A 24,507-nucleotide genomic window follows, 5' to 3' on the forward strand; every position below is an offset into this window, starting at 1 on the left:
GCATGGGCTATCACCACGGCGATCTGAAGACCGTGATCTTGCAGCAGGCCGCGACGCTGGTGGCCGAGCGGGGTGCCGACGGGATCTCACTGCGCGAACTTGCCCGCGCGGCAGGGGTTTCGCATGCCGCGCCCGCGCACCACTTCACCGACCGGCGCGGGCTGTTCACCGCGCTGGCCACCGAAGGGTTCGAGCTGCTGGCTGCGGCCCTGACCGACGCCCGGCCGCAGTTCATCGATGCCGCCAAGGCCTACGTGCGCTTCGCCCTCGACCACCCCGGCCACTACGAGGTGATGTTCGACAAATCCCTCTACGACGACACCGACCCGGACCTGGTCGCCGCTTCCTCGGCCGCCGGGGCTGAACTCAACCGGGGCGTCGGGACCCTGGCCGACCCGAAGGCCGTCGACGACCCGGTGGGTGCCGCACTGGCGGCTTGGTCTCTGGTGCACGGCTTTTCGATGCTGTGGCTCAACGACGCGATCGACACCGGAGGCGACCCGATCGCCCAGGTGCAGCGACTGGCCACGATCCTGTTCGACGAGCAGGTCCGGTAGCGTCGGGTCGATGAGCCTCAACGACATTCCACTGACCACTCTTGACGGCACGCAGACCACGCTGGCCGAGTTGGCGCCCGGTGCCGCACTGGTGGTCAACGTGGCCTCCAAATGTGGCCTGACGCCGCAGTACACCGCGCTGGAGAAGCTCGCCCAGGATTACGCCGCGCGTGGGCTGACCGTTGTCGGGGTGCCGTGCAACCAGTTCATGGGACAGGAACCCGGCACCGCCGAGGAGATCCAGACCTTCTGCTCGACCACCTACGGGGTGACGTTCCCGCTGCTGGCCAAGTCCGACGTCAACGGTGCTGACCGCCACCCGCTCTACACCGAACTCACCCAGGCCACCGACGCGGACGGGGAAGCCGGGGACATCCAGTGGAACTTCGAGAAGTTCCTGCTCGCCGCGGACGGGACGGTGGTCAACCGGTTCCGTCCCCGTACCGAGCCGGATGCTCCCGAGGTGGTGGCGGCCATCGAAGCGGTCCTGCCGGCCTGATCTCTGGCTGAATCGACACCCGCCGTCCGGGTGTTCGACACCGTCCCGACATGTGACGTTGCCACACTGGCGGCGTGACCGGACAACTCATCGTCTCGATATCGCAGATCAGCGACCGCACGCTGGCCGATGTCGCGTCGTTCTGTGCCGAGCTCGACGCCCGTGGCGTTCCCGCCTCCCTGATGGTGGCCCCGCGGCTCAAGGGCGGCTACCGCCTGGACCGTGATGCGGCCACCGTCGAGTGGCTGACCGGCCGCCGTAGCGGCGGCGACGCCGTCGTCCTGCACGGCTACGACGAGGCGGCGACGAAGAAGCGCCGCGGTGAGTTCGCGTCTTTGCCCGCCCACGAGGCCAATCTGCGGCTGATGGGTGCCGACCGGGTACTTGAACATCTGGGCCTGCGCACCCGACTGTTCGCCGCTCCCGGTTGGAACGTCTCGGAGGGCACGGTCGCAGTGTTGCCCCGCAACGGCTTTCGTCTGCTCGCCGACCTGGGCGGCATCACCGACCTGGTTCGTCACACCACGACGCGGGCTCGGGTGGTGGGAATCGGCGAAGGATTTCTGTCCGAGCCATGGTGGTGTCGCACCGTCGTGCTCTCGGCCGAACGGATCGCGCGGCGCGCGGGGACGGTCCGTGTCGCGGTTGCTGCGCGGCACCTGCGCAAGCCCGGTCCTCGGCAGGCGATGCTCGACGCGATCGACCTGGCTTTGCTACACCGCTGCGTGCCCACGGTCTACCAGTGGCGAGGATTCCCAGTACTGACCGAGGCTGCCTGAGTCGCGCTAGTCTTGCGTCTCATGGCAGACGCCGATGTCATTGTCGTGGGTGCGGGTCTGGCCGGATTGGTCGCCGCATGCGAACTGGTCGAGCACCCCGGCGGAGCCGGGAGTACCGGCCGCAGCCGCAGGGTGCTGATCCTCGACCAGGAGAACGCCGCCAACGTCGGCGGGCAGGCGTACTGGTCGTTCGGCGGCCTGTTCTTCGTCGACAGTCCCGAACAACGCCGGCTCGGTATCCACGACAGTCAGGAACTGGCCTTGCAGGACTGGCTGGGTACTGCAGGTTTCGACCGGCCCGAGGACCACTGGCCGCGGGAATGGGCGCACGCCTACGTGGATTTCGCGGCCGGCGAGAAACGAAGTTGGCTGCGCGCGCGGGGCCTGAAGATCTTCCCGTTGGTCGGGTGGGCCGAGCGTGGCGGTTACGGCGCGCTGGGCCATGGGAACTCGGTGCCGCGATTCCACATCACCTGGGGCACCGGCCCGGCGTTGGTCGACATCTTCGCCCGCCGCCTGGCGGACGAGGCTCGGGTGCGGTTCGTGCACCGCCACCGCGTCGACGAGCTCATCGTCTCCGACGGCGCCGTCGTCGGGGTACGTGGTTCGGTGCTGGAACCTTCCGACGCGCCCCGTGGTGCGCCGTCGTCGCGAAACGTCGTCGGGGACTTCGAGTTCCGCGCTTCGGCGGTGATCGTGGCCAGCGGCGGCATCGGCGGCAATCATGAGCTGGTACGCAAGAACTGGCCGCCGCGGATGGGCCGGGTGCCCGAGCAATTGCTCAGCGGCGTGCCCGCGCACGTCGACGGCCGAATGATCGGTATCTCGGAGGCCGCAGGAGCGCACGTCGTCAACAGTGACCGGATGTGGCACTACACCGAGGGCATCACCAACTACGACCCGATCTGGCCAGACCACGGGATCCGTATCCTGCCGGGCCCGTCGTCATTGTGGTTGGACGCCAACGGCAGACGGCTTCCCGGTCCGCTGTATCCCGGGTTCGACACCCTGGGCACCCTCGAACACATCTGCCGCACCGGGCAGGACTACACCTGGTTCATCCTCGACGCGCGCATCATCGCCAAGGAGTTCGCGCTGTCGGGGCAGGAGCAGAACCCGGACCTCACCTCGCGCAGTGTCCGCGACGTGCTGGCGCGGGTACGCCCCGGTGCGCCGGCGCCCGTGCAGGCCTTCATCGACCGTGGCGTCGACTTCGTCAGCGCGCGTTCGCTTCGCGAGTTGGTGACGGCGATGAACGACGTGCCCGACGTGGTCCCACTGGACTACGCCACGGTGGCAGCCGAGGTCACCGCGCGGGATCGTGAGGTGGACAACAGGTTCACCAAGGACGGCCAGGTCACCGCGATCCGGGCGGCCCGCAACTACCTCGGTGACCGGTTCAGCCGCGTCGTCGCCCCCCACCGTCTCACGGATCCGAAAGCCGGACCGCTGATCGCCGTCAAACTGCACATCCTCACCCGAAAGTCCCTGGGCGGGTTGGAAACCGACCTCAGCTCGCGCGTCCTGAAAGAGGACGGGAGTGCGTTCTCGGGCCTGTACGCCGCAGGCGAGGCGGCCGGCTTCGGCGGGGGCGGGGTGCACGGGTACCGGTCCCTGGAAGGCACCTTCCTCGGCGGCTGCATCTTCTCCGGACGAGCCGCCGGCCGAGGGGCGGCAGGCGATATCGCCTGAGGCGCTGGGTCAGAAACCGGCCTAGAAGTCGGTGCCGTTTTCCTCGGTGAGGACCTGGAAGTCGGTGTTCGTCATCTCGGCCAGTCGCCCGTAGTAGATGCCGCGAGCGTCGGGCGCGACGATGCCCTGGTGGATCGGCACCGCCCGGGCCGGGGCTACCGCCCGCAGAAAGTCAACGGCCTCAGAGATTTTCATCCACGGAGCCGCAGCCGGGGTGGCGAGCACATCGACCGGTTCGTCGGGGACGAACAACGCGTCACCGGGGTGCATGAGCCGCGCTGGATGCTCGTCGTCGCCCACCAGGTACGAAATGTTGTCGATCACAGGAAGTTCCGGGTGGATCACGGCATGCGTGCCGCCGGTGCCGCGCACGTTGAGCGAACCGATCTGGAAGGCGTCGCCCGGATGCACTGCACGCCAAGGCTCGCCCAACTGTGCGGCGGTCTGCGGATCGGCGTACAACGCCGCCTGCGGATTGGCATCGATGAGCGCGGGCAATCGGGCGGTATCGACATGGTCGGGATGCTGATGGGTGATCAGGATGGCCGACAAGCCGGTGATGCCTTCGAAGCCGTGCGAGAAGTTGCCCGGATCGAACAGCACGGTGGTGTCCGAAATGCTGGCCAATAGGCACGAATGTCCGAAATGCGTGAGCTGCATACCTATATTGTGACGCTCGGTGGGGATCTGGCGGGTGATCGCGACAATGTCGCTCGTGCTCTGCGGGCTGGCCGCAGCGCCGCCTTCGGCTTGGCCGGAGCCCAGCGCCGACTGCCCGCCGCTGTGTGACCGCATCCCGGATTCGGCGTGGGTGGCCTCCTCGCAGCTGCCGCTGTACCGCGAATACCGCTGGCCCGGGCTGGCCGGAGTGGCCGTGACCGCCGACGCACCGCGCTTCCGCTTCGCCGAGGACTGCGCCGTGTCACCGGTGCCCGGCGACCCGCGTAGCTACGCCGTCGCGGCCCGCGCCGATGTCGGGCGCCCCGCCGGAGACTGGCAGCTGAGGGTGCAGGTGATCCACTGGCGCGGGGAGACGTGGCTGGGTGGTCAGACTGCACTGGCGGTCGTGCAGGGCGCCGCCTCGGCGCTGCGCGGTTGCCGGGTCCCCGGAATGACCACCTCGATCACCACCGACCAGCCGGGACAGCTGGCCGCGGTGCTCACTCTCGACGGTAAGCGGGTGCTGCATCAATACCTGCTGGCTGATTCACGCAACAGCACCATCGTCGAACTGGCTATGTGGTCGATCACACCGCCACGGGTTGCGTGGTCGGCGCCATCGGACGAAGTGGTGCTCGATGCGCTCGCGGAACCACTGTGCACGGCTTACATCGGGTCGTGCCGGTAGAGTGTGCGCCGTGGCAAAGGTGGTTGTGCACGTCATGCCCAAGGCGGAGATCCTCGACCCGCAGGGTCAGGCGATCGTCGGGGCACTCGGTCGGCTCGGACATGACGGTATCTCGGACGTCCGGCAGGGTAAGCGTTTCGAGCTCGAGGTCGACGAGTCCGTAGCCGACGAAACGCTCGCCGAGATCGCTGAATCGTTGCTGGCCAACACCGTGATCGAGGAGTTCTCGGTGAGCCGGGAGGACTCGTGAGCACCCGCATCGGGGTGATCACCTTCCCCGGAACGCTCGACGACGTCGATGCGGTCCGCGCGGTCCGGCTGGCCGGCGCCGAGGCGGTCAACCTCTGGCACGCCGATGCCGATCTGAAGGGCGTGGACGCGGTCGTCGTCCCCGGCGGTTTCTCCTACGGCGACTACCTGCGCTGCGGTGCGATCGCGAAGTTCGCCCCCGTCATGGGCTCTGTCATCGACGCGGCCGGCAAGGGCATGCCCGTGCTCGGCATCTGCAACGGCTTCCAGGTGCTGTGCGAGGCGGGGCTGCTGCCCGGCGCGCTGACCCGCAACGCCGGCCTGCACTTCATCTGTCGTGACACGTGGCTGGAGGTGGCCTCGAACACCACGGCCTGGACCACCCGGTACGAGGTCGGTGCCGATCTGCTCATCCCGCTCAAGTCGGGGGAGGGTCGCTACGTGGCCTCCGAGGCCGTGCTCGACGAGCTCGAGGCCGAGGACCGCGTCGTCTTCCGCTACCGCGAGAACCTCAACGGCTCGATGCGTGGTATCGCCGGTGTGTGCTCGGAAAACCGGCGCGTCGTCGGCCTGATGCCACACCCCGAACACGCCACCGAGGCGTTGACCGGACCGTCCGATGACGGGCTCGGCCTGTTCTACTCCGCGCTGGACGCGGTTCTCTCGGTTTAGCTTCTGCCTCCCGGCACCGCGAGCGTGCTCATAACGTGGCCCGCGAGCGGCGTGTCGCGCAGCAGACACGCACGCGCGCGGGGCAAGGGGGGCTCAGGCCGTCAGGGCGACTGACGCCTCGGCGGTGTAGGCCAGGAACGTCAAGGTCTCCTGCAGGTACAGCTGCACGGTCTCGGCGTCGTGGGACAGGTAGCCGATCGACACGTCGGTGCCCAGCTGCAGATCGAAATCACCACCGCGGGTGGACAACACGAACGCACCGTCGATCGCCGGCGCCCAGATGATCTCCCCGTCGACGAGCCGGCTCAGGTGCTCGCGGATCGGATAACCGTGCGCGGTGGTCTCGCTGACCTTGGTGTAGGTCTCGGCCGAGAGCAGCACCGAGTACGGCCCGTCGACACCGGCCAGCCGAAGCTCCGAAAGTGCTTGGGCGATCACGTCGGGAATCTCGCGGGCATCGTCGGGCAGGGCCAGCGCGGGGTTGGAGCTGGAGTTGCGGATGCCCTCGATCGAGGCTGCCGGGTAGCCCTCGAAGATCGCCCGGTCCTCGACGAAGGCCAGCTTCTTGGCGGCGTCCTTGACCGGATCCCAGTCGGAGTCCTGTGCGCCGCGCTCGACGTCGTCAATTGCAGTGCGCGACACCGTGAACGGCACCCGCAGCCGCACCAGCGGCCGGGCCTCACGCAGGTGGGCCACCACACCGTCACCCGGCGGGCTGACGTCGAGCAGGTGCCCGGTGCTGATTGCCGCGGTGACCGGGCCGCCGGGCTCGCTGACATCGACCACGCGCCGGCCGGCGATGTGGCGCTTGAAGGTCCGGCTGGCCTCGAGTTCGATCTCGGCCCAGGCGGACTCGGTGATCGGGGCGAGCTCGCGGTAAAGGTTGTTCATTGCGGGATTCCTTTCAGACTGCCGATGCCGAGCGAGCCGTCACGGTGGCCCTGATCCGATGAAACTTCTTCTGCCGCTTCGTACGCCGCGTCCGACGACGGCAGCGGCGGTGGATCATCCAGAAAATCGATCGTTGGGGTGAAGAACAGACCGCCGGTGAGCGCGGTGGAGAAGTCCAGGATGCGGTCGGTGTTTCCCGGCGGGTCACCGATGAACATGTTGGTCAGCATCCGCTCGGTCACCGCCGGGGTGCGGGAGTAGCCGATGTAGTACGTGCCGAATTCACCCTTGCCGATCTCGCCGAACGGCATGTTGTGCCGGATGATCTTGAGCTCGTTGCCCTCGTCGTCTTCGATCACATTCAGCGCCACATGGGAATTGGCCGGCTTGACCGCATCGTCGAGCTCGATGTCGTCGAGTTTGGTGCGGCCGATCACCCGCTCCTGCTCCTCGGTGGACAGCGAGTTCCACGAACCCATGTCGTGCACGTACTTCTGCACGTGCACGTAACAGCCACCGGTGAAATCCGGGTCCTCGGCACCGATCTGGCTGGCATTGACGGCCACCGGACCGTCGGGATTCTCGGTGCCGTCGACGAAGCCCATCAGGTCGCGGTTGTCGAAGAACTTGAAGCCGTGCACCTCGTCGACGATCGTGACGGCGCTGGCCATCGCGTCGGCGAACTTCGTGGCCAGCTCGAAACACACATCCATCGACTCCGCCCGCAGGTGGAACAGCAGATCACCGGGAGTGGCCGGGGCCCGGTGACGCGGGCCGTCCAACGGGATGAACGGATGCAGCTCGGCGGGGCGTGGCCCGGAGAACAACCGGTCCCAGGCGTCGGAGCCGATCGAGACGATTGCCGACAGGCGCTTGGTGGGATCACGGAAGCCGATGGCGCGCACCAGACCTGAAACGTCGGCCAGCGCGTCGTGCACCGTCGCCTCGCCGCCGTCGTCGATCGTCGCGACCAGGAACACGGCAGCCGGCGTCAGCGGCGCCAAAACCGGCTGGGGCTGAGGTGCGGTCACAAACCGACCCTAGCGTGGCGCGCCCACAATTCCCGGTCAAGATAGAGATATGGCAGCTAGCGCCCAGAGTCTGTGTGAGTTCGTCAACGCCTCGCCGTCGCCGTTCCATGTGTGTGCCACCGCCGCGCAGCGGCTGCGCGGCGCGGGATACACCGAACTGGCCGAGACCGACGCCTGGCCGGGCACGGGAAAGTTCTTCACGGTGCGAGCCGGCTCGCTGGTGGCCTGGAACGCCGAGGGGGCCGACCCGGCTGCCCCGTTCCGGATCGTCGGCGGCCACACCGACAGTCCCAACCTGCGGGTCAAACAACACCCGGACCGCGTCGTGGCGGGCTGGCAGGTGGTGGCGCTGCAGCCCTACGGCGGGGCCTGGCTCAACTCATGGCTGGACCGTGACCTGGGGATCAGCGGCCGGCTGTCGGTACGCCGCGGCTCGGCGATCGAGCAGGTGCTGGTGCGGGTCGACGATCCGATCCTGCGGGTGCCGCAGCTGGCCATCCACCTGTCCGAGGATCGCAAGGGCGTCAGCCCCGACCCGCAGCGCCACGTCAACGCCGTGTGGGGCCTCGGGGAACGGCCCCGGTCGTTCCTCGGGTTCGTCGCCGAGCGGGCCGGGGTGGCCGAGGCCGACGTGTTGGGATTCGACCTGATGACGCACGACCTGACGCCGGCGGCGATCACCGGGGCCGGTGGCGAGTTCGTCAGCGCACCCCGGTTGGACAACCAGGCCACCTGCTACGCCGGGTTGGAGGCGTTGTTGGCGGCCGAAAGCGATACCCACGTGCCCGTGCTGGCGCTGTTCGACCACGAGGAGGTCGGCTCGACGTCGGACCACGGCGCCCAGTCCGAGCTGCTACCGACGGTGCTGGAGCGCATCGTCCTGGCCGCCGGCGGCGACCGGGAGACCTTCCTGCGCCGCACCGCCGGATCGATGGTGGCGTCGGGCGACATGGCGCACGCGACGCACCCGAACTACCCGGACCGTCACGAGCCCGGCCACCAGATCGCGGTCAACGCCGGACCCGTGCTCAAGGTGCAACCCAATCTGCGCTACGCCACCGACGGTCGGACGGCCGCGGCCTTCGCGCTGGCCTGCGATCAGGCCGGGGTGCCGTTGCAGCGCTACGAGCATCGCGCCGATCTGCCGTGTGGCTCGACCATCGGGCCGATGACGTCGGCGCGCACCGGAATTCCGACGGTCGACGTCGGCGCGGCGCAGCTGGCCATGCATTCGGCCCGCGAGTTCATGGGTGCGCGCGACGTTGCCGCGTACTCGGCGGCATTGCAGGGGTTCTTGTCACCGGCCTGATCTAGGGTCGGCGCCATGGCACTGTCCGTGGAAATGATCACTTTTGACTGCACCGACCCCGATGCGCTGGCCCGCTGGTGGGCGCAGGCCCTCGGTGGGGACGTGACCGCCTTGGCGCCAGGCGAATTCGTGATGGCGGTACTGCCCGGCGGGCTGCGGCTGGGGTTTCAGAAAGTCGCGGCGCCGACGCCGGGTAAGAATCGCGTCCACCTCGACCTCGCGGCGGCGGACGCGGAAGCCGAGGTGGCCCGGCTCGTGAGTCTCGGGGCCAGCGAGACGGAACGACACAGCATGGGCGATGACTTCAGCTGGGTGGTTCTCGCCGACCCCGAGGGCAACGCGTTCTGCATCGGCTCCGGGTAGGACTTTGGAAAGATCACCGCCGTGCTGCTCTCGCTCATCGCGGTATCGGTCGTACTCGCCGGATGGTCGCTGTTGTCGAGAGGTCTGGCCCGGCTCCGATTGACCGCGCCGATGGTGTTGGTGCTGGCCGGCGTGGCGGTCGGCTTCATGCAAAGCGGGGTGGCCGACACCCTGAACGCCGACAGCGCCCAGCACGTCGCCGAGATCATCCTGGCGGTCCTGCTGTTCGTCGACGCCACCGATGTGCGAGGCGGGTTTCTGGGCGCCGATCCGCGCTCGGCGCTTCGGCTGCTGTTCATCGCCTTGCCGATCGGGCTGGCGTGCTCGGTGCTGATCGGCATCTGGCTGCTACCCGGGCTGTCCTGGGCGGTGCTGCTGGTGATCGCCTGCATCGTGGTGCCGATCGATTTCGCGCCGACGTCGACGCTGCTGCGCGACGCGCGGCTACCCGAACGGGTCCGCGATCTGCTCAACGTCGAGGCCGGCTACAACGACGGCATCATCTCACCCATTTTCATCTTCGCCGTGGTGCTTGCCGCCGACGACCGGCACATCGAGACACCGGTCGACGCGTTGGCCTCGGCGGTCCCCGAAGCCGTCAAGGCGATCCTGGTCGGGGTCGTGGTGGGCGCGGCCCTGGCCGTCGCGGCCAACCACGCCCAGCGTCACAACTTGATGACCGATCAGGCCAAGCGGGTGATCCTGGTCGCGGCACCGCTGCTGGCCTTCGGCGCCAGCCTCCTCGTCGACGGCAACGGCTTCGTCTCGGCATTCGTCTGCGGCATCGCGTTCAACTATCTGCGCTCCTCGACCACCTTCTCCGCTGAGCTCGAACTCGTCGACGACGTGGGCTTCCTGCTCGCCGCGATCATGTGGTTCGTGTTCGGCCTGACCGCCGTGCTGGCACTCGGGTCGGGGGTGTCGGTGGCCACCGTGGTGTTCTGCCTGCTGGCGCTGACCGTGGTGCGCATCCTGCCGGTGCTGGTGGCCATGCTGGGCTCGCCGGTGAGCTGGCGGGAACGGCTGTTGCTGGGGTGGCTCGGCCCGCGCGGCACCGCCTCGATCGTGTTCGGGTTGCTGGCGTTCAACGCCCTGGAAGGGGTGGCCGAGCACACCGTGGCGCAGGTGCTGGTGGTGGCGGTTCTCGGCAGTGTCGTGCTGCACGGAGTGGGCGCACCAGCGGCTGCCCGCGCCTACACGCGAGCAACCACTAAACTGGGGTCGTGACGTCTGAGCTCACCCACGCTATGGACACGGTGCAGCGGGCAGCCGCCACCCCCGATCAGCCCCAGCCTTACCGCGAACTCGGTCTCAAGGACGACGAGTACCAGCGCATTCGGGAGATCCTTGGCCGCCGCCCGACTGACGCCGAGTTGGCCATGTACTCGGTGATGTGGAGCGAGCACTGCTCCTACAAGTCCTCGAAGGTGCATCTGCGCTACTTCGGTGAGACCACCACCGAGGCGATGCGCGCCGGCATGCTGGCCGGCATCGGGGAGAACGCCGGCGTCGTCGACATCGGCGACGGCTGGGCGGTCACCTTCAAGGTCGAATCCCACAACCACCCGTCCTACGTCGAGCCCTACCAGGGCGCGGCCACCGGCGTCGGCGGCATCGTCCGCGACATCATGGCGATGGGTGCCCGGCCGGTGGCGGTGATGGATCAGCTGCGCTTCGGTGCGGCCGACGCTCCCGACACCCGCCGCGTGCTCGACGGTGTGGTGCGCGGCATCGGCGGTTACGGCAACTCGCTGGGCCTGCCCAACATCGGCGGCGAGACGATCTTCGATCCCTCCTACGCCGGCAACCCTTTGGTCAACGCGCTGTGCGTGGGCGCGCTGCGCAAGGAAGACCTGCACCTGGCGTTCGCCTCGGGCACCGGCAACAAGATCATCCTGTTCGGTGCCCGCACCGGCCTCGACGGCATCGGTGGGGTGTCCGTGTTGGCGAGCGACACCTTCAGCGGCGACGAGTCCGGCGCGGGCCGTAAGAAACTGCCGAGTGTTCAGGTGGGCGACCCGTTCACCGAGAAGGTGCTCATCGAGTGTTGCCTCGAGCTCTACGCAGCCGGCCTGGTGGTCGGGATCCAGGACCTCGGCGGCGCCGGATTATCCTGTGCCACTTCCGAACTCGCGTCCGCCGGTGACGGCGGCATGCACATCGAGCTGGACCGGGTGCCGCTGCGCGCAGCCGACATGACCCCGGCCGAGGTGCTCTCCAGCGAATCGCAGGAACGCATGTGCGCCGTGGTCACGCCGGAGAACGTCGAGAAGTTCATGGCGGTGTGCCGCAAGTGGGACGTGCTGGCCACCGTGATCGGTGAGGTCACCGACGGCGACCGGCTGCAGATCACCTGGCACGGCGAGACCGTGGTCGACGTGCCGCCGCGCACCGTGGCGCACGAAGGCCCGGTCTACGAGCGCCCGGTGGCCCGCCCCGACACCCAGGACGCCCTCGTCGCCGACACCTCGGCCAAACTGCCCCGCCCCGCGACCGGTGACGAGCTCAAGGCCACGTTGCTGGCGCTGATCGGCAGCCCGCACCTGTGCAGCCGGGCGTTCATCACCGAGCAGTACGACCGCTACGTGCGCGGCAACACCGTGCTGGCCGAGCATGCCGACGGCGGGGTGCTGCGCATCGACGAGACCACCGGCCGCGGCATCGCGGTGTCCACCGACGCCTCGGGCCGCTACACCCAGCTCGACCCGTACACCGGTGCGCAGCTGGCGCTGGCCGAGGCCTACCGCAACGTCGCGGTCACCGGGGCCACGCCCGTGGCGGTGACCAACTGCCTGAACTTCGGCTCGCCCGAGGATCCCGGCGTGATGTGGCAGTTCAGCCAGGCCGTCCGCGGTTTGGCCGATGGTTGTGCGGCCCTTGGCATTCCGGTCACCGGCGGCAACGTCAGCTTCTACAACCAGACCGGGTCCACCGCGATCCTGCCCACCCCGGTGGTCGGGGTGCTCGGCGTGATCGACGATGTGAAGCGACGCATCCCCACCGGCCTGGGCACCGAACCGGGGGAGACCCTGCTGCTGCTCGGCGACACCCACGACGAGTTCGACGGATCGGTCTGGGCCCAGGTCACCGGCGATCACCTCGGCGGGGTGCCGCCGAAGGTGGACCTGGAGCGCGAGAAGCTGCTGGCCGAGGTGCTGACTGCGGCCTCGCGTGACGGGCTGATCTCGGCGGCCCACGACTTGAGCGAGGGCGGGCTGATCCAGGCCGTGGTGGAGGCGGCGCTGGCCGGTGAAACCGGTTGCCGCATCATCCTTCCCGAGGACCTGCCCGAAGGCATCGATCCCTTCGTCTTCCTGTTCTCCGAATCGTCGGGCCGGGTGCTCGTCGCGGTGCCACGCACCGAGGAAAGCCGGTTCCGGTCGATGTGTGAGGCCAGAAACCTGCCGGTGACCCGGGTCGGCGTGGTCGACCAAGGTAGCGACTCGGTCGAGGTCCAGGGCCAGTTCAGCATCACCCTTGCGGAGCTTCGGAGCACGTCGGAGGGCGTGCTGCCCGGGCTGTTCGGGTGACGGCCGAGACCCTCGACGCACGTCATCCTCTGCTGCGCTGGGCCTGGAGCCTGGTGCGGTTGGACTTCACCGGCATCGCCGTCGGCGCCCTGTTCTTCTGCCTGTCGCTGACTCCGTCGCTGCTGCCGCGGGATTGGCTGTTCGCCGGTCTCATCGGTGGCATCAACCTCGCCATCGGTTACGGCATCGGAGTCCTGCTCGGAAAAGCGTTGTACCGCTTTGTGTTGGCGCGACGCACCTGGTGGCCCCCGCAGAAGCGGGTGCTGTACTGGGTCAAGGCCTTGGTCATCACCGGCTCGGCCGCGGCCTGCGTGCTGATGTTGATCCCGGCCGCGGCCTGGCAGCGCCAGGTCTCGGCGCTGATGGGTATCGAAGGGCCGGCCACCCTCGGCTACATGCGGACCTTGATCATCACCGCTGCGGTGGCCGCTGCGCTGATCGGCACCGCGCGGGTGCTGCGCGACGCGGTGCGACTGCTGGCCCGGTTCTTCATCCGGCGCTGGCGGCTGCATCGGGAGGTGGCCCAGTTCATCGGCACCGCGATCGTGGTGGTGCTGGTCATCACGCTGGTCAACGGCGTGCTCTACCGCGGATTCCTGGCCGGGGCCAGTCGGGTGTTCCAGCCGCAGAACTCCACCACCCGTGAGGGCGTCAACCAGCCGACCGAACCCCAAAGATCGGGCAGCCCAGCATCATTCGCGCCGTGGGATTCGCTCGGATTTCAAGGTCGCAATTTCGTGGCCACCGGCCCCCGCGCCGCCGAACTCGAAGCAGTCAACGGTGAACCCGCCAAAGAGCCCATCCGCGTGTACGCCGGTCTGCACACCGCCGACACGGACGAGCAGCGGATCGCGGTGCTGCTCAGTGAACTTGAGCGCACCCACGCCTTCGACCGCAAGCTGTTGGTCATCGTCCCGACCACCGGCACCGGCTGGGTCAATCCGGTGGCCGCGCGCGCGTTGGAGCTGATGTACAACGGTGACACCGCGATGGTCGGCATGCAGTATTCCTATCTGCCGAGCTGGATTTCGTTCATGGGCGACCGGCAGAAGTCGATGGACAACGGCCGGATGATGATCGACGCGATCCAGGCGCGTTGGGAAGAATTGCCGCCGGAGCGCCGGCCCAAGCTTGTGCTGTACGGCGAGAGCCTGGGGTCGATGGCCGGTCAGGGCGCATTCGACTGGCTTCCCGACATCTCGCGGATGGGTTTCTCCTCGGTGCTGTGGGTGGGCCCGCCCAACGCCAGCCCGCTGTGGAACGGGTTGACCGTGCGCCGCGACCCGGGCACCCCGCAGGTGCGTCCGCGTTACGACAACGGCCGCACCGTGCGGTTCTCCGAGGCCGCCGACGCCGCCGAGATCGCCGAGGACACCGCAGGCCCGTGGGAAGGCACCCGGGTGCTGTTCCTGCAGCACCCGTCGGACCCGATCGTCTGGTGGTCGACGGATCTGCTGTTCTCCGAACCGGATTGGTTGGTCGAAGCGCCCGGCACCGACCGCACCGCTTCCATGCGCTGGTACCCCATCATCACCTTCTGGCAGGTGGCCGCCGACATCACCAACGCCTCGAGCGTGCCGGCCGGGCACGGCCACAACTACGGCCACTCGATGCTCGACGGTTGGGCCGCGGTGGCCCCACCGGAGGGCTGGACACCGGCTGACACCGAGCGGATCCGGGTGGCGCTGGACAAGACTGCGGGCGAAGACGGGCCTGAGAACTGACGGCATGAAAGGGAAGCGATGAACGCGAGCCCGAACCCGGAGGCTGAGCCGACGCGGCTGTTCTTGCCGGACGGCGACGTCGAATTGACTGCGCTGCAGGGCTATTGCAGCGCGAACGCCGACATTCTCGCCCTCAACACCGACCCGTTGTACGTGTATGCCCGCCACCGCGATCCGCGTCGGCAGGTCGGGCTGGTATCCGGCGGCGGCAGCGGCCACGAACCCATGCACGCCGGTTTCGTCGGTCGTGGCGGGCTCGACGCCGCCGTGCCGGGCCGGGTGTTCGCCAGCCCGCACAACCGGCAGATCTACGAGGCCTCGCGCCGCGTCGCCGGGGACGGCGGGGTGTTGCACGTGGTGAAGAACTACACCGGCGACCGGATCCACTTCGGCATCGCCGCCGAGCGGTTGGCCGCCGAAGGCATTGCGACCGAACGCGTCCTCGTCGACGACGACCTGGCCACCGAGAACGACGAGACCGGCACCGGCCGACGGGGCACCGGCGCCACCGTCATCGTGGAGAAGTTGCTCGGCGCGCTGGCCGACACCGGGGCAGACCTGGCGCAGCTCAAGAACTTCGGTGACCGCGTGGTCAGCGAGAGCCGCAGCCTGGCCGTCGCGTCGGGATCCCATACGTCGTTCGCGACGCGCCGCGCGGCCTTCGACATCGCCGAGGGGACCCTCGAGTACGGCATCGGAATCCATGGCGAGCCGGCACAGGATTCGACCCGGTTGGCGGGTCTCGAAGATCTCGTGGAAAAGATGGTGACCGCGTTGCTCGACGCGTTGCCCGCCGGCACCGACCGGGTGCTCGTGCTGGTGAACGGGCTCGGTGCGACGACCGCACTGGAGCTCGGCGCGATCACCGCGATCGTCGACCAATTGCTCAGTGCGCGCGGCATTGTCATCGACGGCGCGCTGGTGGGCACCTACATCTCGGCCCTCGACATGCGGGGATTCTCGCTCACCGTGACCCGCTCGGACGATCAGCGGGCGCAGCTGTGGCGACACGAGATCGCGGTACCGGGATGGCCGCCCATGTCGACGTTCGCTTCCGCCGAATCGCAGGCTCCGGCCTCGGCCGACCCGGTTGCCGACGACGATGACGACCCTTTCCTGCGCTCGGTGGGCGAGGCCGTGGAGCGAGCCCATGCGAGGCTGACCGATCTGGACCAGCGTGCCGGTGACGGCGATTTCGGGGACAACCTGGTGGCCGGAGTGCGCAACGCCCGTCGTCTTTCGTCAGCGCAACCCGGACTGACGCGGCTGGCCCGCAGCTTCCTCGACACCGTCGGTGGATCGAGCGGCCCCCTGATCGGACTGGTGCTCGACGCCATCGCCGAGGAGACGGCGTCGGTGGACCCCTCCGAACACGCTGCCGCGCTTTCGCGCGGGGTGGCCCGCGGAATGCAGTCGGTGCAGCGCGCCGGTGGGGCGCAGCCCGGAGACCGGACGATGCTCGACGCGCTGGACGGCGCCGGCCGGGCCGGTGGGCACAGTCTGGTCGACGTGGTCCGCGGCGCGGCCGACGGCGCTGCGGGCACGGCACAGATGCGCGCCCGCTTCGGCCGGGCCAGCTACGTCGGCGAGCGGGCCGTCGGTAGTCCCGACGCCGGAGCGGTGGGTATCGCGTTGTTGATCGCGCTCATCGCGTCAGATCTGGACCCCGAGGCCGCACCGGAGTGCCGCCGGATCATCGCCGAGCTGACCGGGCCGGCAGCCGGCGCATGAACCGACGCCGCGCACAGCTGCGCGCCCTGGGGCTGGCGACGGCGGTGGTGGCGTGGAACGGCGTGGTCGATCCGCGGCTGCCGTCGCGCTGGCAACCGCTGGTGCGGGCGGTGCTCGGCAGTGCGCTGCTGCTTCGGACCGGGGCCCGTCCCGGGTTACGCCCCCCGGCCTTGTGGTCAGGCCTGCGGCTTGGCCTGGCGAGCGCCGCCGCGGTGACCGCCGGGGTGGCCGCGAGCTCCGCGGTGCCCGTCGTCCGCACCGAGATGCGGCGTAAGCCCCTTCCCGAAGCGCCTGGTCGGTGGTTGGCGCTGCGTATTCCACTGGGAACGGTCTGGCCGGAAGAAGCCACGTTCCGGGCCGCACTCGCCACGGTCGGTGCCGACGCCTTCGGCCCGTCGGGCGGTCAGATGCTGCAGGCCACCGCGTTCGGGTTGTCCCACATCGCCGACGCCCGGGCCGCCGGGGAACCGGTGATCCCCACCGTGCTCGCCACCGGCGTGGCGGGATGGGTGTTCGGCCGGCTCACCCAACGCTCGGCCAGTCTGGCCGCGCCGATACTGGCGCATCTGGCGATCAACGAAGCGGGTGCGCTGGCGGTTCTGGCCTACCGACACGCGCCAGCAGCGCGGCCACCGCGAGGATCACGGCGGTGAGCAGCAGCGGCCACCACGTGGGCAGGGCGTACTCGGTGACGCGCAGCGGGATCAACACCACGCAGACCGTGACCACGGTCAAGACCAGCCGGGGCGCCTGCTGAGCCGCCGTCGACCCGGCTACGCGTGAATTCGCCTCGGTGACAAGCAGATACACCACGAGAAGCAACAGTGCCGGGACCGTCGTCTGTAGCCGGCCGATGTGCTCCTGAAACCGGCAGAACGCAACGGCCAGCACGCACATCACCGCCGGAACCAGCATCGCCACCTCCGGTCCAGGGCCGAACAACCGAGCGGCGACGCGGGTGGCCGCCCACATCAACACCAGCAACGCCGCCGATGCCAGGCACAACGCCCCCGCGGAAAACCAGTAGAAGCCCGCATCCGAGAAGAACTCCGAGATCACCAACGACAGATTCACGGCAGTGGTGTGGAATCCGCCGGTCGTGCCGATGTTGACCGCAACCAGAAGGGCCAGCGCACTCAGCGCGGCGACGCCCACCGCGGTGCCCATCGGGCGGGCCGGCGACCGCAGCCGACCGCTGACCACGGTGGCGGTCTCGAAGCCCACCAAACCCAGACCGAGCGGGATGGCCGCGGCCGTGGCCAACAGCACTGATCCGAAGTGGGTGGACCCGACCTGGATCGGAGGGGTTCCCGACGCCACCCGGGCCACGACCGCCAGCGCGAGGTACACAAAGACCAGCAGGCCCACGCCGGCGAGGGCGGCAGCCGTCGCACCTACTGCACGGGCCGGCAGGTACGCCACCACGGCGCCGGCGATCACCACCACTGCCACCGACCATCCGGGCCACCACCAACCGGCCAGCGCGGTCTCCAGATCGGGTGCCCCGGTCAACGGTTGCAGCGCCAGACTCAGTGCCGCGCCCACACCCAACAACACGTAGGCCGCCAGCTGGATCAGGCTGGTGAACCGACCGGCGGCCGGACCGACGGTGGCGGCGACCAGATCACCCGTCGACACCGCACTCGGCGCGTTCCGGCGCAGCCGGGCGAACGCGAAGATCAACACGGCCGCAATGGATGCGGCGCACAGTGCGGCCACACCGTGGAACGCCACGGCGCAGATCGGCGCGAGGGACAACCCGACCGCGCGCCATGCCGGGAGGGCAGGCGGAAAGGCCGCGGGCTGCTCCACGCTCGCGGGCACTGCGCGCTTAGGCATCGGCCAGTGTTTTCGGCCGCTGAATCCCTCGCATCCGACGATAGTAGAGCCGACCTCGACCTCAGCTGAGCGAGAACACCTCCGGTGGCGGCTGATAGACGCCACCACCGATACGGCCGTGGCCGGTGTCGGAGATCATGCCCAACAGCACCAGCGGGCTCACTCCGGCAGCCGAGACCGTGTGCGCCGACAGGCCGGTCCGCAAGCCCCCGGCCGAGTCCATGGTGAGCGGGAGCAGCCGCTGCGGCCGATCGAGGGCGTCAGCGGGCAGGTAGCCGTCCAGTGCTTGGGTGACGGCCGGGGCGCTGCGCAGCGACTGACCGCCGAGCCCGAGCAGATCCACCACCGCCGAATCGCCGATCGCTCCGACCGCGGTGCGGCCCTGATGCGCCGCCTCGACCGGCCCGGACGGTGCGGTGGCCGCCACGGTCTGCCAGTGCCCGGGCCGGGCGGCCAGCTGGATGCCGAAATCCACACCGTTGCCGCCGGCCCGCGTGATGAGGCCGGAATGTTCGAAACCCTCGGCGGCACCGAGAATCAGGGCTGCGGTGGCCATCCAGATGTTCAGCGCAAACGCCCCGCAAGTGGTCAGGAACTCACGGATGTCGTCCGGCGCGGTGTCATCGAGCAGACATTCGGCGAACAGCCGAGAGCCGGCCAGGGTGCGGCTGTGCCCGTCGTCTCCGTGGTTGAGGGATCCGGCGAGCAGACCCAGCAGCGGGATGGCGGGATCCAGTCGGGTGGCCAGCCAGGCCGCATACCGCCCGTTGAGCCAGCGGTGGAACTCCGGGATCTCCGGATCGAGAACGCCCAGCCGCAGGCAGTGCTGCATGCCCTCGTTGAGCGCGGCGTAGCGCACCCGGCCCGATTCGGGATCGGAGATGACGTGCAGCGCCATCGACGGTGAGATCACCCCGGCCAACGGCACCACCAGCCCGTGGTCCTGAGCCGGCGCATACTCGACGCACCCGTCCGCCAGCAGTGCCCACGCCTCATCGGGGGTGGCCGCCCAGCTTTCGTAGATGCAGGCCAGCGCCAGCGAGTTACGAACCGGGACGGGAACCGCGGACCAGTCGGAGAACGGCGGGCCGGCGTGCCACAACCGGCGATCGGCTCCGGTCACGTCGACGGCCCGGGTCAGCCCGGTCCAGTGGGGGTCGGTGGCCAGCATGGCCGCACCGGCCGCGGCATCCGCGGCGGGCAAGGCTGAGACGGTCACGCCTGCACCCAGGTTTCCGACAGTGCCAGCGCGGCCGATTGGGCACGGCCGCCGAAGAAGTCGCGCTCCACGGTGGCTCCGGGCAACGCGGTGCCGTTCACCGTGACGACGGCCGAGCCGGCCGGCAGAAAGACGCTGAGCATCTCGTGGCGCCCGGTACCCGATTCGGCGGCCGGTTGATGGACCGCGAACGACGGCTGCAGCTGATCCCACTGCATGGCCACCTCGACACCGGCGGAGGCGTCCCGGGCCCGCTCGACCCAGGCGGTGTCGGTGATGTCTTGGGAGAACTCGGCGTTGGTGTGCAACTTGACCGATTCGAATGCCTTGGTGGGCCGGAACAACACGAACTTGCTGACGAAGTCCTCGATCAGGAAGCGGGCCAGCGGCTCGTTGTCGGTGAGCCCGAGGGCCGAAGCTCGTTCGGGGTCATACGGATCGGTGACGACGGCGGTGAGGTGGCCGGTGCCGTGGTCGGATGCGGTGATCCGGAAGAACACCGACAGGGAGGACCAGTCGCCGGTCGGATCGGTCTTGAGATAGATGAAGGGGTTGTCCCCGGTCCAGTCCACCTTGCCGGGCAGAACGGTGCTTGTCATGGAGTAGTCCTTTCTGCGGTTCTCAGACGCCGAGTTCGGCGCGCAGCGAGAGAAAATCTGTGGTCGGTTCCCAGCCCAGCAGCTCACGAGCCTGCCGGTTGCTGAAGATCGATGCCCGCGGATTGAGTTGGAACAGACGCGGATTGGTGATCTCGGGCAGTTCCCCGATCCGGGACCGGTACCAGTCGAGCGTCGGTTCCGGATGCGAGGTGTCGTCGGCGCTGAGAAAGAAGGTGCCGAACTTCAGGTCGCGCGCCTCGAGTGCTTTGCGGAAGCCGGTCGCCACATCGCGGGCGTGCACGTAGTAGTAGAGCCAATGGGTTTCCGGATTGTCGATGAACGCGGTGTATTCGGCGATCGTCTCCGGCAGCACCACCGCCAGCGGGCGCAGGCACAGCACGTCCATGGGGCTGCCGGTGGCGAAGCTGCGGCCCATGGTTTCCATGATCTGCTTGCTCACGCTGTATGCCTGCACCGGGCGAAGTTCATGGCGCTCGTCGACCTGCAGCGCCTGCGGCGTCCAGTCCGGCCGCATCTCGGATAATCCGCACGCCGAAATGCTGGAGCACAGCACGACTTTGCGTACCTCGTTCTCGGCGGCGGCCTGCAGGACGTTCCAGGTGCCCATGGTGTTGACCCGAATGTACTGTTCCGGTGCGGCGTTCCAGTCGTAATCGAGGGCGGCCAGATGCACGACCGCATCCGCACCCTTGGTGGCGCGACGGACGCTGTCCAGATCGGTGACATCGACCTGGGTGTAATCGACCGCAGCCTCGGACTGGGCGAGATCGGCGTTGGTGACATCGAATCCGGACGCCAGTTCGTCGACGACATAGCGGCCGACGCGACCGGACCCGCCGGTGACGACGACCTTCGACAGGGGGGACATGAGATGTTCCTTTCGGATGAGGGGCTCAGATATCGAGAACCAGGCGGGCGGTTCGGGCGCGGGAGACGCAGATCATCATGGTGTCGTTGGCTTCCCGCTCTTCGGTGCTGAGTACCGCATCGCGGTGCTCGGGTACGCCTTCGAACACCGCGGTCTCACAGGTACCGCAGACTCCTTCGGAGCAAGAGAACTCCACCGCCATACCGTTTTTCCGGAGAACTTCCAGGATCGAACAGCCGGCCGGAACGGGATAGCTGGCACCGCTGCGGGCGGTGACCACCTCGAAGTCGACGTCACCGGTGACATCGATCGGGGCGGCGGCGAAGCGTTCCAGGTTGAGCTGCCAGTCGGCGTCGGCGTGGTGTAACTCGGTGAGAGCGTCGAGCATCCGGCCGGGGCCGCAGGCGTAAACGCCGCAACCTGGCGTCAGTTCGGCCACCAGGGCGGGCAGATCGAACAGGCCCATCTCATCGTCGACCCAGATCGTGACCCGGTCCTCGCCCAGAGCCAGCAACTCGTCGGCGAAGGCCAACCGGTCCCGGCTCCGTACCAGATACACCACGCGCCAGGGCCGGCCGGAAGCCGCGGCCGTCCGGGCCATGGCCAGGATCGGCGTGATGCCGATTCCGCCCGCGACGAACAGGTAGGATTCGGCGGCCTCGTCGAGCGGGAAGTGGTTGTGCGGACCGCGGACCCGGACTGAGGTGCCTTCGTTCAGGTGCGCGTGCACATACGCCGACCCGCCGCGGCCTTCGGGTTCCTCGAGCACGCCGAACCGGTAGACGCCACGATCCGTCGGGTCCCCACACAACGAGTAGTGCCGGATCAGCTCGGTACCGTCGGGTCCGGGCAGCAGGAACTCCAGATGCGCTCCCGGTCGCCAGGGCGGTAGTTCGCCACCGTCCGGTGCGACGAGGTCCAGACCGATGATTCCGGTCGCGGCATCGTGGCGCCGGGCCACCTGAAGGTCGAATGCCGAAGCGTTGGCGGGCTTTTCCGGTGCCATCGAGGTTCGGCTCAGCTGGCTGGTCATGACTGTTGGTCGGCTGCGCGGTACTTGCGTACCAGCCAGTGGTTGAGTGCGACGAGCACTTCTTCGGGCGGGGCGTAGCGTCCGCGCGGGGCGAACCGGGACCGCATGCCGCTCTGCGTGCCGTTCCAGGCCATTTCGTCTTCGCGCATGACCTCGGCCAGATCCTCGACCTCCTGCTTCCAGTCCACATCGAAGTTCGGCAGCGCCAAGGTGGACTCCGGGTACATCCAGGTGGCGGCGAACTGTGAAGTGCCGGCAGTGGTTCCGGGTAGCCAGTGGAAGTACTTGACCTTGTCGGGCATCGCGATGATGAGCAGGTTGGGTGCCACCGTGACGTAGGCCAGCTTGGACCGCTGCTCACTGGTGAGGTTGGGCAGGAAGGGCTGCATCACCCGTCCGGTCTTGGTGGGCGAGGCGCCTTCTTCGACGCTGATCAGCTCGTAGCCGATGACGCCCTTGTCGGCGTCGTTGAAGGAGGCGCGGAAGTTGATCTGTTCGGCCGAGGTCGGGTACATCGGCACCCAGGACTGCGAGTGCAGGAATTGGCAGTGATAGCACTCGTCGCCGAACAGCTTCCAGTTGAAGTTGTAATCGGTGAACTGCTGCGGCGCCGCTGAGTGCAGGGAGGCGATATCCCAGTTGGCCAAATAGTCCGAGAGTCCGCCGAGCCGCTCGGTGAGCGAAGGAATGGTGTCGTCGAAGGTGACGAAGATGAAGCCTTCCCAAAGCTCCGAGCGCACCTCGGGCAACTTTACGTCGGCCTTGTTGAAGCACGGTGAATCGTTGAGCTGGGGAGCGGACTGCAGTTGCCCGTCCAGGCCGTAAACCCAGGAGTGGTAAGGGCATTGGAAGCGACGGCGGTTGCCGCTGCCCTCGACCAGCAGCATGGCACGGTGTTGGCAGACATTGGCCAGCACCCGCACCACGCCGTCGCGGCCGCGCACCGCCATCAGCGGATCGTTGGCCACCGTGACGGTGAAGAAGTCACCGGCGTTGGGGATGTCGGCGGCCCGGCCGATGCAGAACCACTCATGGCCCCACACGGCGTCGAGTTCGAACTGGTGGAATTCCTCTGAGGTGTACACCGCCGGTGGCATCGAGATGGCGGTGTCGATGCCTTGGTCGCTGGTGTCGAAAGCCTGAAGGGGGATGGGGCTTTGCAGGTTTCGGGGCATGTTTCAAACTCCTTCGTTGCCGCGTGAACGGGATCAGGACAGGGTGTCGATCAGGGCGCGCATCCAGGCGCCGAGATCACGGGGCAGCTGGGCGGTGATCAGGTTGCCGTCGACGACCACCGGCTCGTCCACCCAGTCGGCGCCGGCGTTGCGCAGGTCGTCGCGGATTGCGGTGACGCTGGTGAGGCGGCGGCCCGAGACGATGCCGGCCGAAATGCCAACCCAGGCGCCGTGGCAGACGAATGCCACCGGTTTGACCGCGGCGTCGAACTTGCCGACCAGGTCCAGGACGGCCGCCGAACGGCGCAGCAGGTCGGGGGCGAAGCCGCCCGGCACCACGACCGCGTCGAAGTCGTCGGCACTGAGGTCGGCGACGTCGGCGTCGACCGGGTATGGCCCGTAACCCGATTTGCCGCGCACGGGTGCGGTCCCCATGCCGGCCACGGTCACCTGGTAGCCCTCCTCCCGGGCCCGGAGGACGGGGTAAATCAGCTCCGACTCTTCGAAGAAGTCGGCCGCGAGGACCAGGATGCGGGTGGGTTGCTCAGGATTGGACATGGCAGCTCCGGGGAATCGACTGAGATCGAGCGATCTGTGAGAACAAACGCGAGTGTTCTGTAGTTACAAACGCTTGTCAAGCGTCGGATCCCGGATGGAGGTCAGAAAGCCTGATCGGTGCGCCGGCGTCGATCAGTGCGGAACGTTGGACACCCAGACGGCGCGGGCCACGCCCGGGCCCTCGTTCCAGAATCGGTGTGGGCGAGAGGATTCGAAGGCGATCGAATCGCCCGGGCCAAGGACGAAGACGTCGAACTCGACCTGGGCATGAAGACGGCCTTCGAGGACCAGGCCGTATTCATGACCGTGGTGCCGGATGAATGCCTCCTCCGGCGGGGACGAGGCGATCTTCGAGTAGATGATCTCGCGGAAATCTATGCCCGCATCGGTGGACGGGGTGAGCAGTTCCCAGCGCACGCCGGGGCTCACCTCGATGGCCTGACGCTGATCGAAACGACGGATATACCGGCCTTCACCTGGTGATCTCGGAATGTCGGGGTCGCCGGCGGCCGCGGTGGGACGGCCCCCGTCGGTGCCGTCGTCGAACAGTGAATCCATCGATACGTCGAGTTCGGAGACGATCGCGTAGAGCAGGCTGATCGACGGCGCCACCAGATCACGCTCGATCTGGGAGAGGTGTCCGGGGGAGACGTTGACCCGTCGGGACAACTCGCGAAGCGACATCTGTCGCGCCTCGCGGGCCTGGCGCAATCGGGATCCCTGGCCCCGGCCCGGGCGGCTTCCTGCAGCTTGGCCGTGTGAATCCACCACGCCGCGAGTGTAGGTGACGGCCGCCCTCGCGGCGGTGGCTCCGGCGACC

Annotated in this window: 25 protein-coding genes; 14 read left to right on the forward strand and 11 right to left on the reverse strand. The window is 68.2% G+C overall.

The annotated features are described in order from the left end of the window. Positions 1–2: 2 nt before the first annotated feature. The 4 genes from A5733_RS18470 (at position 3) to A5733_RS18485 (ending at position 3,527) form a co-directional block, all read left to right on the forward strand. Positions 3–557 carry a TetR/AcrR family transcriptional regulator gene (locus tag A5733_RS18470; protein ID WP_076241177.1) on the forward strand — a complete coding sequence of 185 codons (555 nt, stop codon included), beginning with the start codon at positions 3–5 and terminating at the stop codon, positions 555–557. 10 nt (positions 558–567) lie between these two features. Beyond that, positions 568–1,056 carry a glutathione peroxidase gene (locus A5733_RS18475; RefSeq protein WP_076241178.1) on the forward strand — a complete coding sequence of 163 codons (489 nt, stop codon included), beginning with the start codon at positions 568–570 and terminating at the stop codon, positions 1,054–1,056. A 74-nt stretch (positions 1,057–1,130) separates the two neighbouring features. Continuing rightward, the gene (locus tag A5733_RS18480; RefSeq protein ID WP_067772281.1) at positions 1,131–1,835 is read left to right on the forward strand and encodes a DUF2334 domain-containing protein; all 705 of its coding nucleotides are present in this window, start codon (positions 1,131–1,133) and stop codon (positions 1,833–1,835) included. A gap of 21 nt (positions 1,836–1,856) precedes the next feature. Further along, positions 1,857–3,527, forward strand: coding sequence for an FAD-binding dehydrogenase (locus tag A5733_RS18485; protein ID WP_076241179.1), 1,671 nt, complete (start codon positions 1,857–1,859; stop codon positions 3,525–3,527). Positions 3,528–3,548: 21 nt separating this feature from the next. Here the strand turns inward: A5733_RS18485 and A5733_RS18490 are convergent, their stop codons facing one another. Then, positions 3,549–4,187, reverse strand: a complete 639-nt coding sequence (locus A5733_RS18490) for an MBL fold metallo-hydrolase (protein ID WP_076241180.1) — start codon at positions 4,185–4,187, stop codon at positions 3,549–3,551. 46 nt (positions 4,188–4,233) lie between these two features. On the opposite strand from A5733_RS18490, the gene A5733_RS18495 reads away from it, so the two are divergent. The 3 genes from A5733_RS18495 to purQ are packed head-to-tail and all read left to right on the forward strand — an operon-like array spanning position 4,234 to position 5,796. Next, complete coding sequence (locus A5733_RS18495) at positions 4,234–4,875, forward strand: ATPase (protein WP_076241273.1); 642 nt, start codon at positions 4,234–4,236, stop codon at positions 4,873–4,875. Positions 4,876–4,885: 10 nt separating this feature from the next. Continuing rightward, entirely contained in the window at positions 4,886–5,125 is a 240-nt protein-coding gene (gene purS, locus A5733_RS18500) for a phosphoribosylformylglycinamidine synthase subunit PurS (RefSeq protein WP_067772320.1), read from the forward strand. Beyond that, a complete protein-coding gene (purQ, locus tag A5733_RS18505) occupies positions 5,122–5,796 on the forward strand; it encodes a phosphoribosylformylglycinamidine synthase subunit PurQ (RefSeq protein WP_076241181.1) in 675 nt (224 codons plus the stop codon). Before purS ends, purQ begins: the two co-directional genes overlap by 4 nt. A 93-nt stretch (positions 5,797–5,889) precedes the next feature. Here the strand turns inward: purQ and A5733_RS18510 are convergent, their stop codons facing one another. After that, on the reverse strand, positions 5,890–6,687 hold the full coding sequence (locus A5733_RS18510) for a family 1 encapsulin nanocompartment shell protein (RefSeq protein ID WP_076241182.1): 798 nt from the start codon (positions 6,685–6,687) through the stop codon (positions 5,890–5,892). Continuing rightward, on the reverse strand, positions 6,684–7,718 hold the full coding sequence (locus A5733_RS18515) for a Dyp-type peroxidase (RefSeq protein ID WP_076241183.1): 1,035 nt from the start codon (positions 7,716–7,718) through the stop codon (positions 6,684–6,686). The genes A5733_RS18510 and A5733_RS18515 overlap by 4 nt, the downstream gene beginning before the upstream one ends. 49 nt (positions 7,719–7,767) lie before the next feature. Between A5733_RS18515 and A5733_RS18520 the strand changes: the two genes are divergently transcribed. From A5733_RS18520 to A5733_RS18550, 7 genes are read left to right on the forward strand one after another with little or no spacing between them, the layout of a single operon-like run. Continuing rightward, positions 7,768–9,027: a M18 family aminopeptidase gene (locus A5733_RS18520; RefSeq protein ID WP_076241184.1), complete on the forward strand. Its 1,260-nt coding sequence runs from the start codon at positions 7,768–7,770 to the stop codon at positions 9,025–9,027. Positions 9,028–9,042: 15 nt separating this feature from the next. Beyond that, positions 9,043–9,390: a VOC family protein gene (locus A5733_RS18525; RefSeq protein WP_067772261.1), complete on the forward strand. Its 348-nt coding sequence runs from the start codon at positions 9,043–9,045 to the stop codon at positions 9,388–9,390. 21 nt (positions 9,391–9,411) lie between these two features. Beyond that, complete coding sequence (locus A5733_RS18530) at positions 9,412–10,617, forward strand: cation:proton antiporter (protein WP_076241185.1); 1,206 nt, start codon at positions 9,412–9,414, stop codon at positions 10,615–10,617. Positions 10,618–10,637: 20 nt separating this feature from the next. Continuing rightward, positions 10,638–12,920 carry a phosphoribosylformylglycinamidine synthase subunit PurL gene (gene purL, locus A5733_RS18535; protein ID WP_198938876.1) on the forward strand — a complete coding sequence of 761 codons (2,283 nt, stop codon included), beginning with the start codon at positions 10,638–10,640 and terminating at the stop codon, positions 12,918–12,920. Next, positions 12,917–14,644, forward strand: a complete 1,728-nt coding sequence (locus A5733_RS18540) for an alpha/beta-hydrolase family protein (protein WP_076241187.1) — start codon at positions 12,917–12,919, stop codon at positions 14,642–14,644. Before purL ends, A5733_RS18540 begins: the two co-directional genes overlap by 4 nt. A gap of 18 nt (positions 14,645–14,662) precedes the next feature. Further along, complete coding sequence (locus A5733_RS27565) at positions 14,663–16,375, forward strand: dihydroxyacetone kinase subunit DhaK (protein WP_076241188.1); 1,713 nt, start codon at positions 14,663–14,665, stop codon at positions 16,373–16,375. Beyond that, positions 16,372–17,028, forward strand: a complete 657-nt coding sequence (locus A5733_RS18550; protein WP_076241189.1) for a CPBP family intramembrane glutamic endopeptidase — start codon at positions 16,372–16,374, stop codon at positions 17,026–17,028. Before A5733_RS27565 ends, A5733_RS18550 begins: the two co-directional genes overlap by 4 nt. Here A5733_RS18550 and A5733_RS18555 read toward each other — a convergent pair. From A5733_RS18555 to A5733_RS18590, 8 genes are all read right to left on the reverse strand, one after another. Beyond that, complete coding sequence (locus A5733_RS18555; protein WP_076241190.1) at positions 16,949–18,214, reverse strand: hypothetical protein; 1,266 nt, start codon at positions 18,212–18,214, stop codon at positions 16,949–16,951. The two genes, A5733_RS18550 and A5733_RS18555, sit on opposite strands and share 80 nt — an antisense overlap. Positions 18,215–18,275: 61 nt before the next feature. Beyond that, positions 18,276–19,433: a DUF1116 domain-containing protein gene (locus tag A5733_RS18560; protein ID WP_083666297.1), complete on the reverse strand. Its 1,158-nt coding sequence runs from the start codon at positions 19,431–19,433 to the stop codon at positions 18,276–18,278. Then, positions 19,430–20,032, reverse strand: coding sequence for a hypothetical protein (locus A5733_RS18565; RefSeq protein ID WP_076241191.1), 603 nt, complete (start codon positions 20,030–20,032; stop codon positions 19,430–19,432). The genes A5733_RS18560 and A5733_RS18565 overlap by 4 nt, the downstream gene beginning before the upstream one ends. Before the next feature lie 22 nt (positions 20,033–20,054). Continuing rightward, entirely contained in the window at positions 20,055–20,921 is an 867-nt protein-coding gene (locus A5733_RS18570; RefSeq protein WP_076241192.1) for an NAD(P)-dependent oxidoreductase, read from the reverse strand. 25 nt (positions 20,922–20,946) lie between these two features. Continuing rightward, positions 20,947–21,954, reverse strand: coding sequence for a PDR/VanB family oxidoreductase (locus A5733_RS18575; RefSeq protein WP_083666299.1), 1,008 nt, complete (start codon positions 21,952–21,954; stop codon positions 20,947–20,949). Next, positions 21,951–23,129, reverse strand: coding sequence for an aromatic ring-hydroxylating dioxygenase subunit alpha (locus A5733_RS18580; RefSeq protein ID WP_076241193.1), 1,179 nt, complete (start codon positions 23,127–23,129; stop codon positions 21,951–21,953). The genes A5733_RS18575 and A5733_RS18580 overlap by 4 nt, the downstream gene beginning before the upstream one ends. A gap of 33 nt (positions 23,130–23,162) precedes the next feature. Continuing rightward, complete coding sequence (locus A5733_RS18585; RefSeq protein ID WP_076241194.1) at positions 23,163–23,687, reverse strand: type 1 glutamine amidotransferase domain-containing protein; 525 nt, start codon at positions 23,685–23,687, stop codon at positions 23,163–23,165. A gap of 132 nt (positions 23,688–23,819) precedes the next feature. Then, on the reverse strand, positions 23,820–24,458 hold the full coding sequence (locus A5733_RS18590) for a helix-turn-helix domain-containing protein (protein ID WP_142254074.1): 639 nt from the start codon (positions 24,456–24,458) through the stop codon (positions 23,820–23,822). Between the last annotated feature and the right edge of the window lie 49 nt (positions 24,459–24,507).

It is taken from the genome of Mycobacterium sp. NS-7484 (assembly GCF_001953975.1).
Lineage (GTDB): Bacteria > Actinomycetota > Actinomycetes > Mycobacteriales > Mycobacteriaceae > Mycobacterium.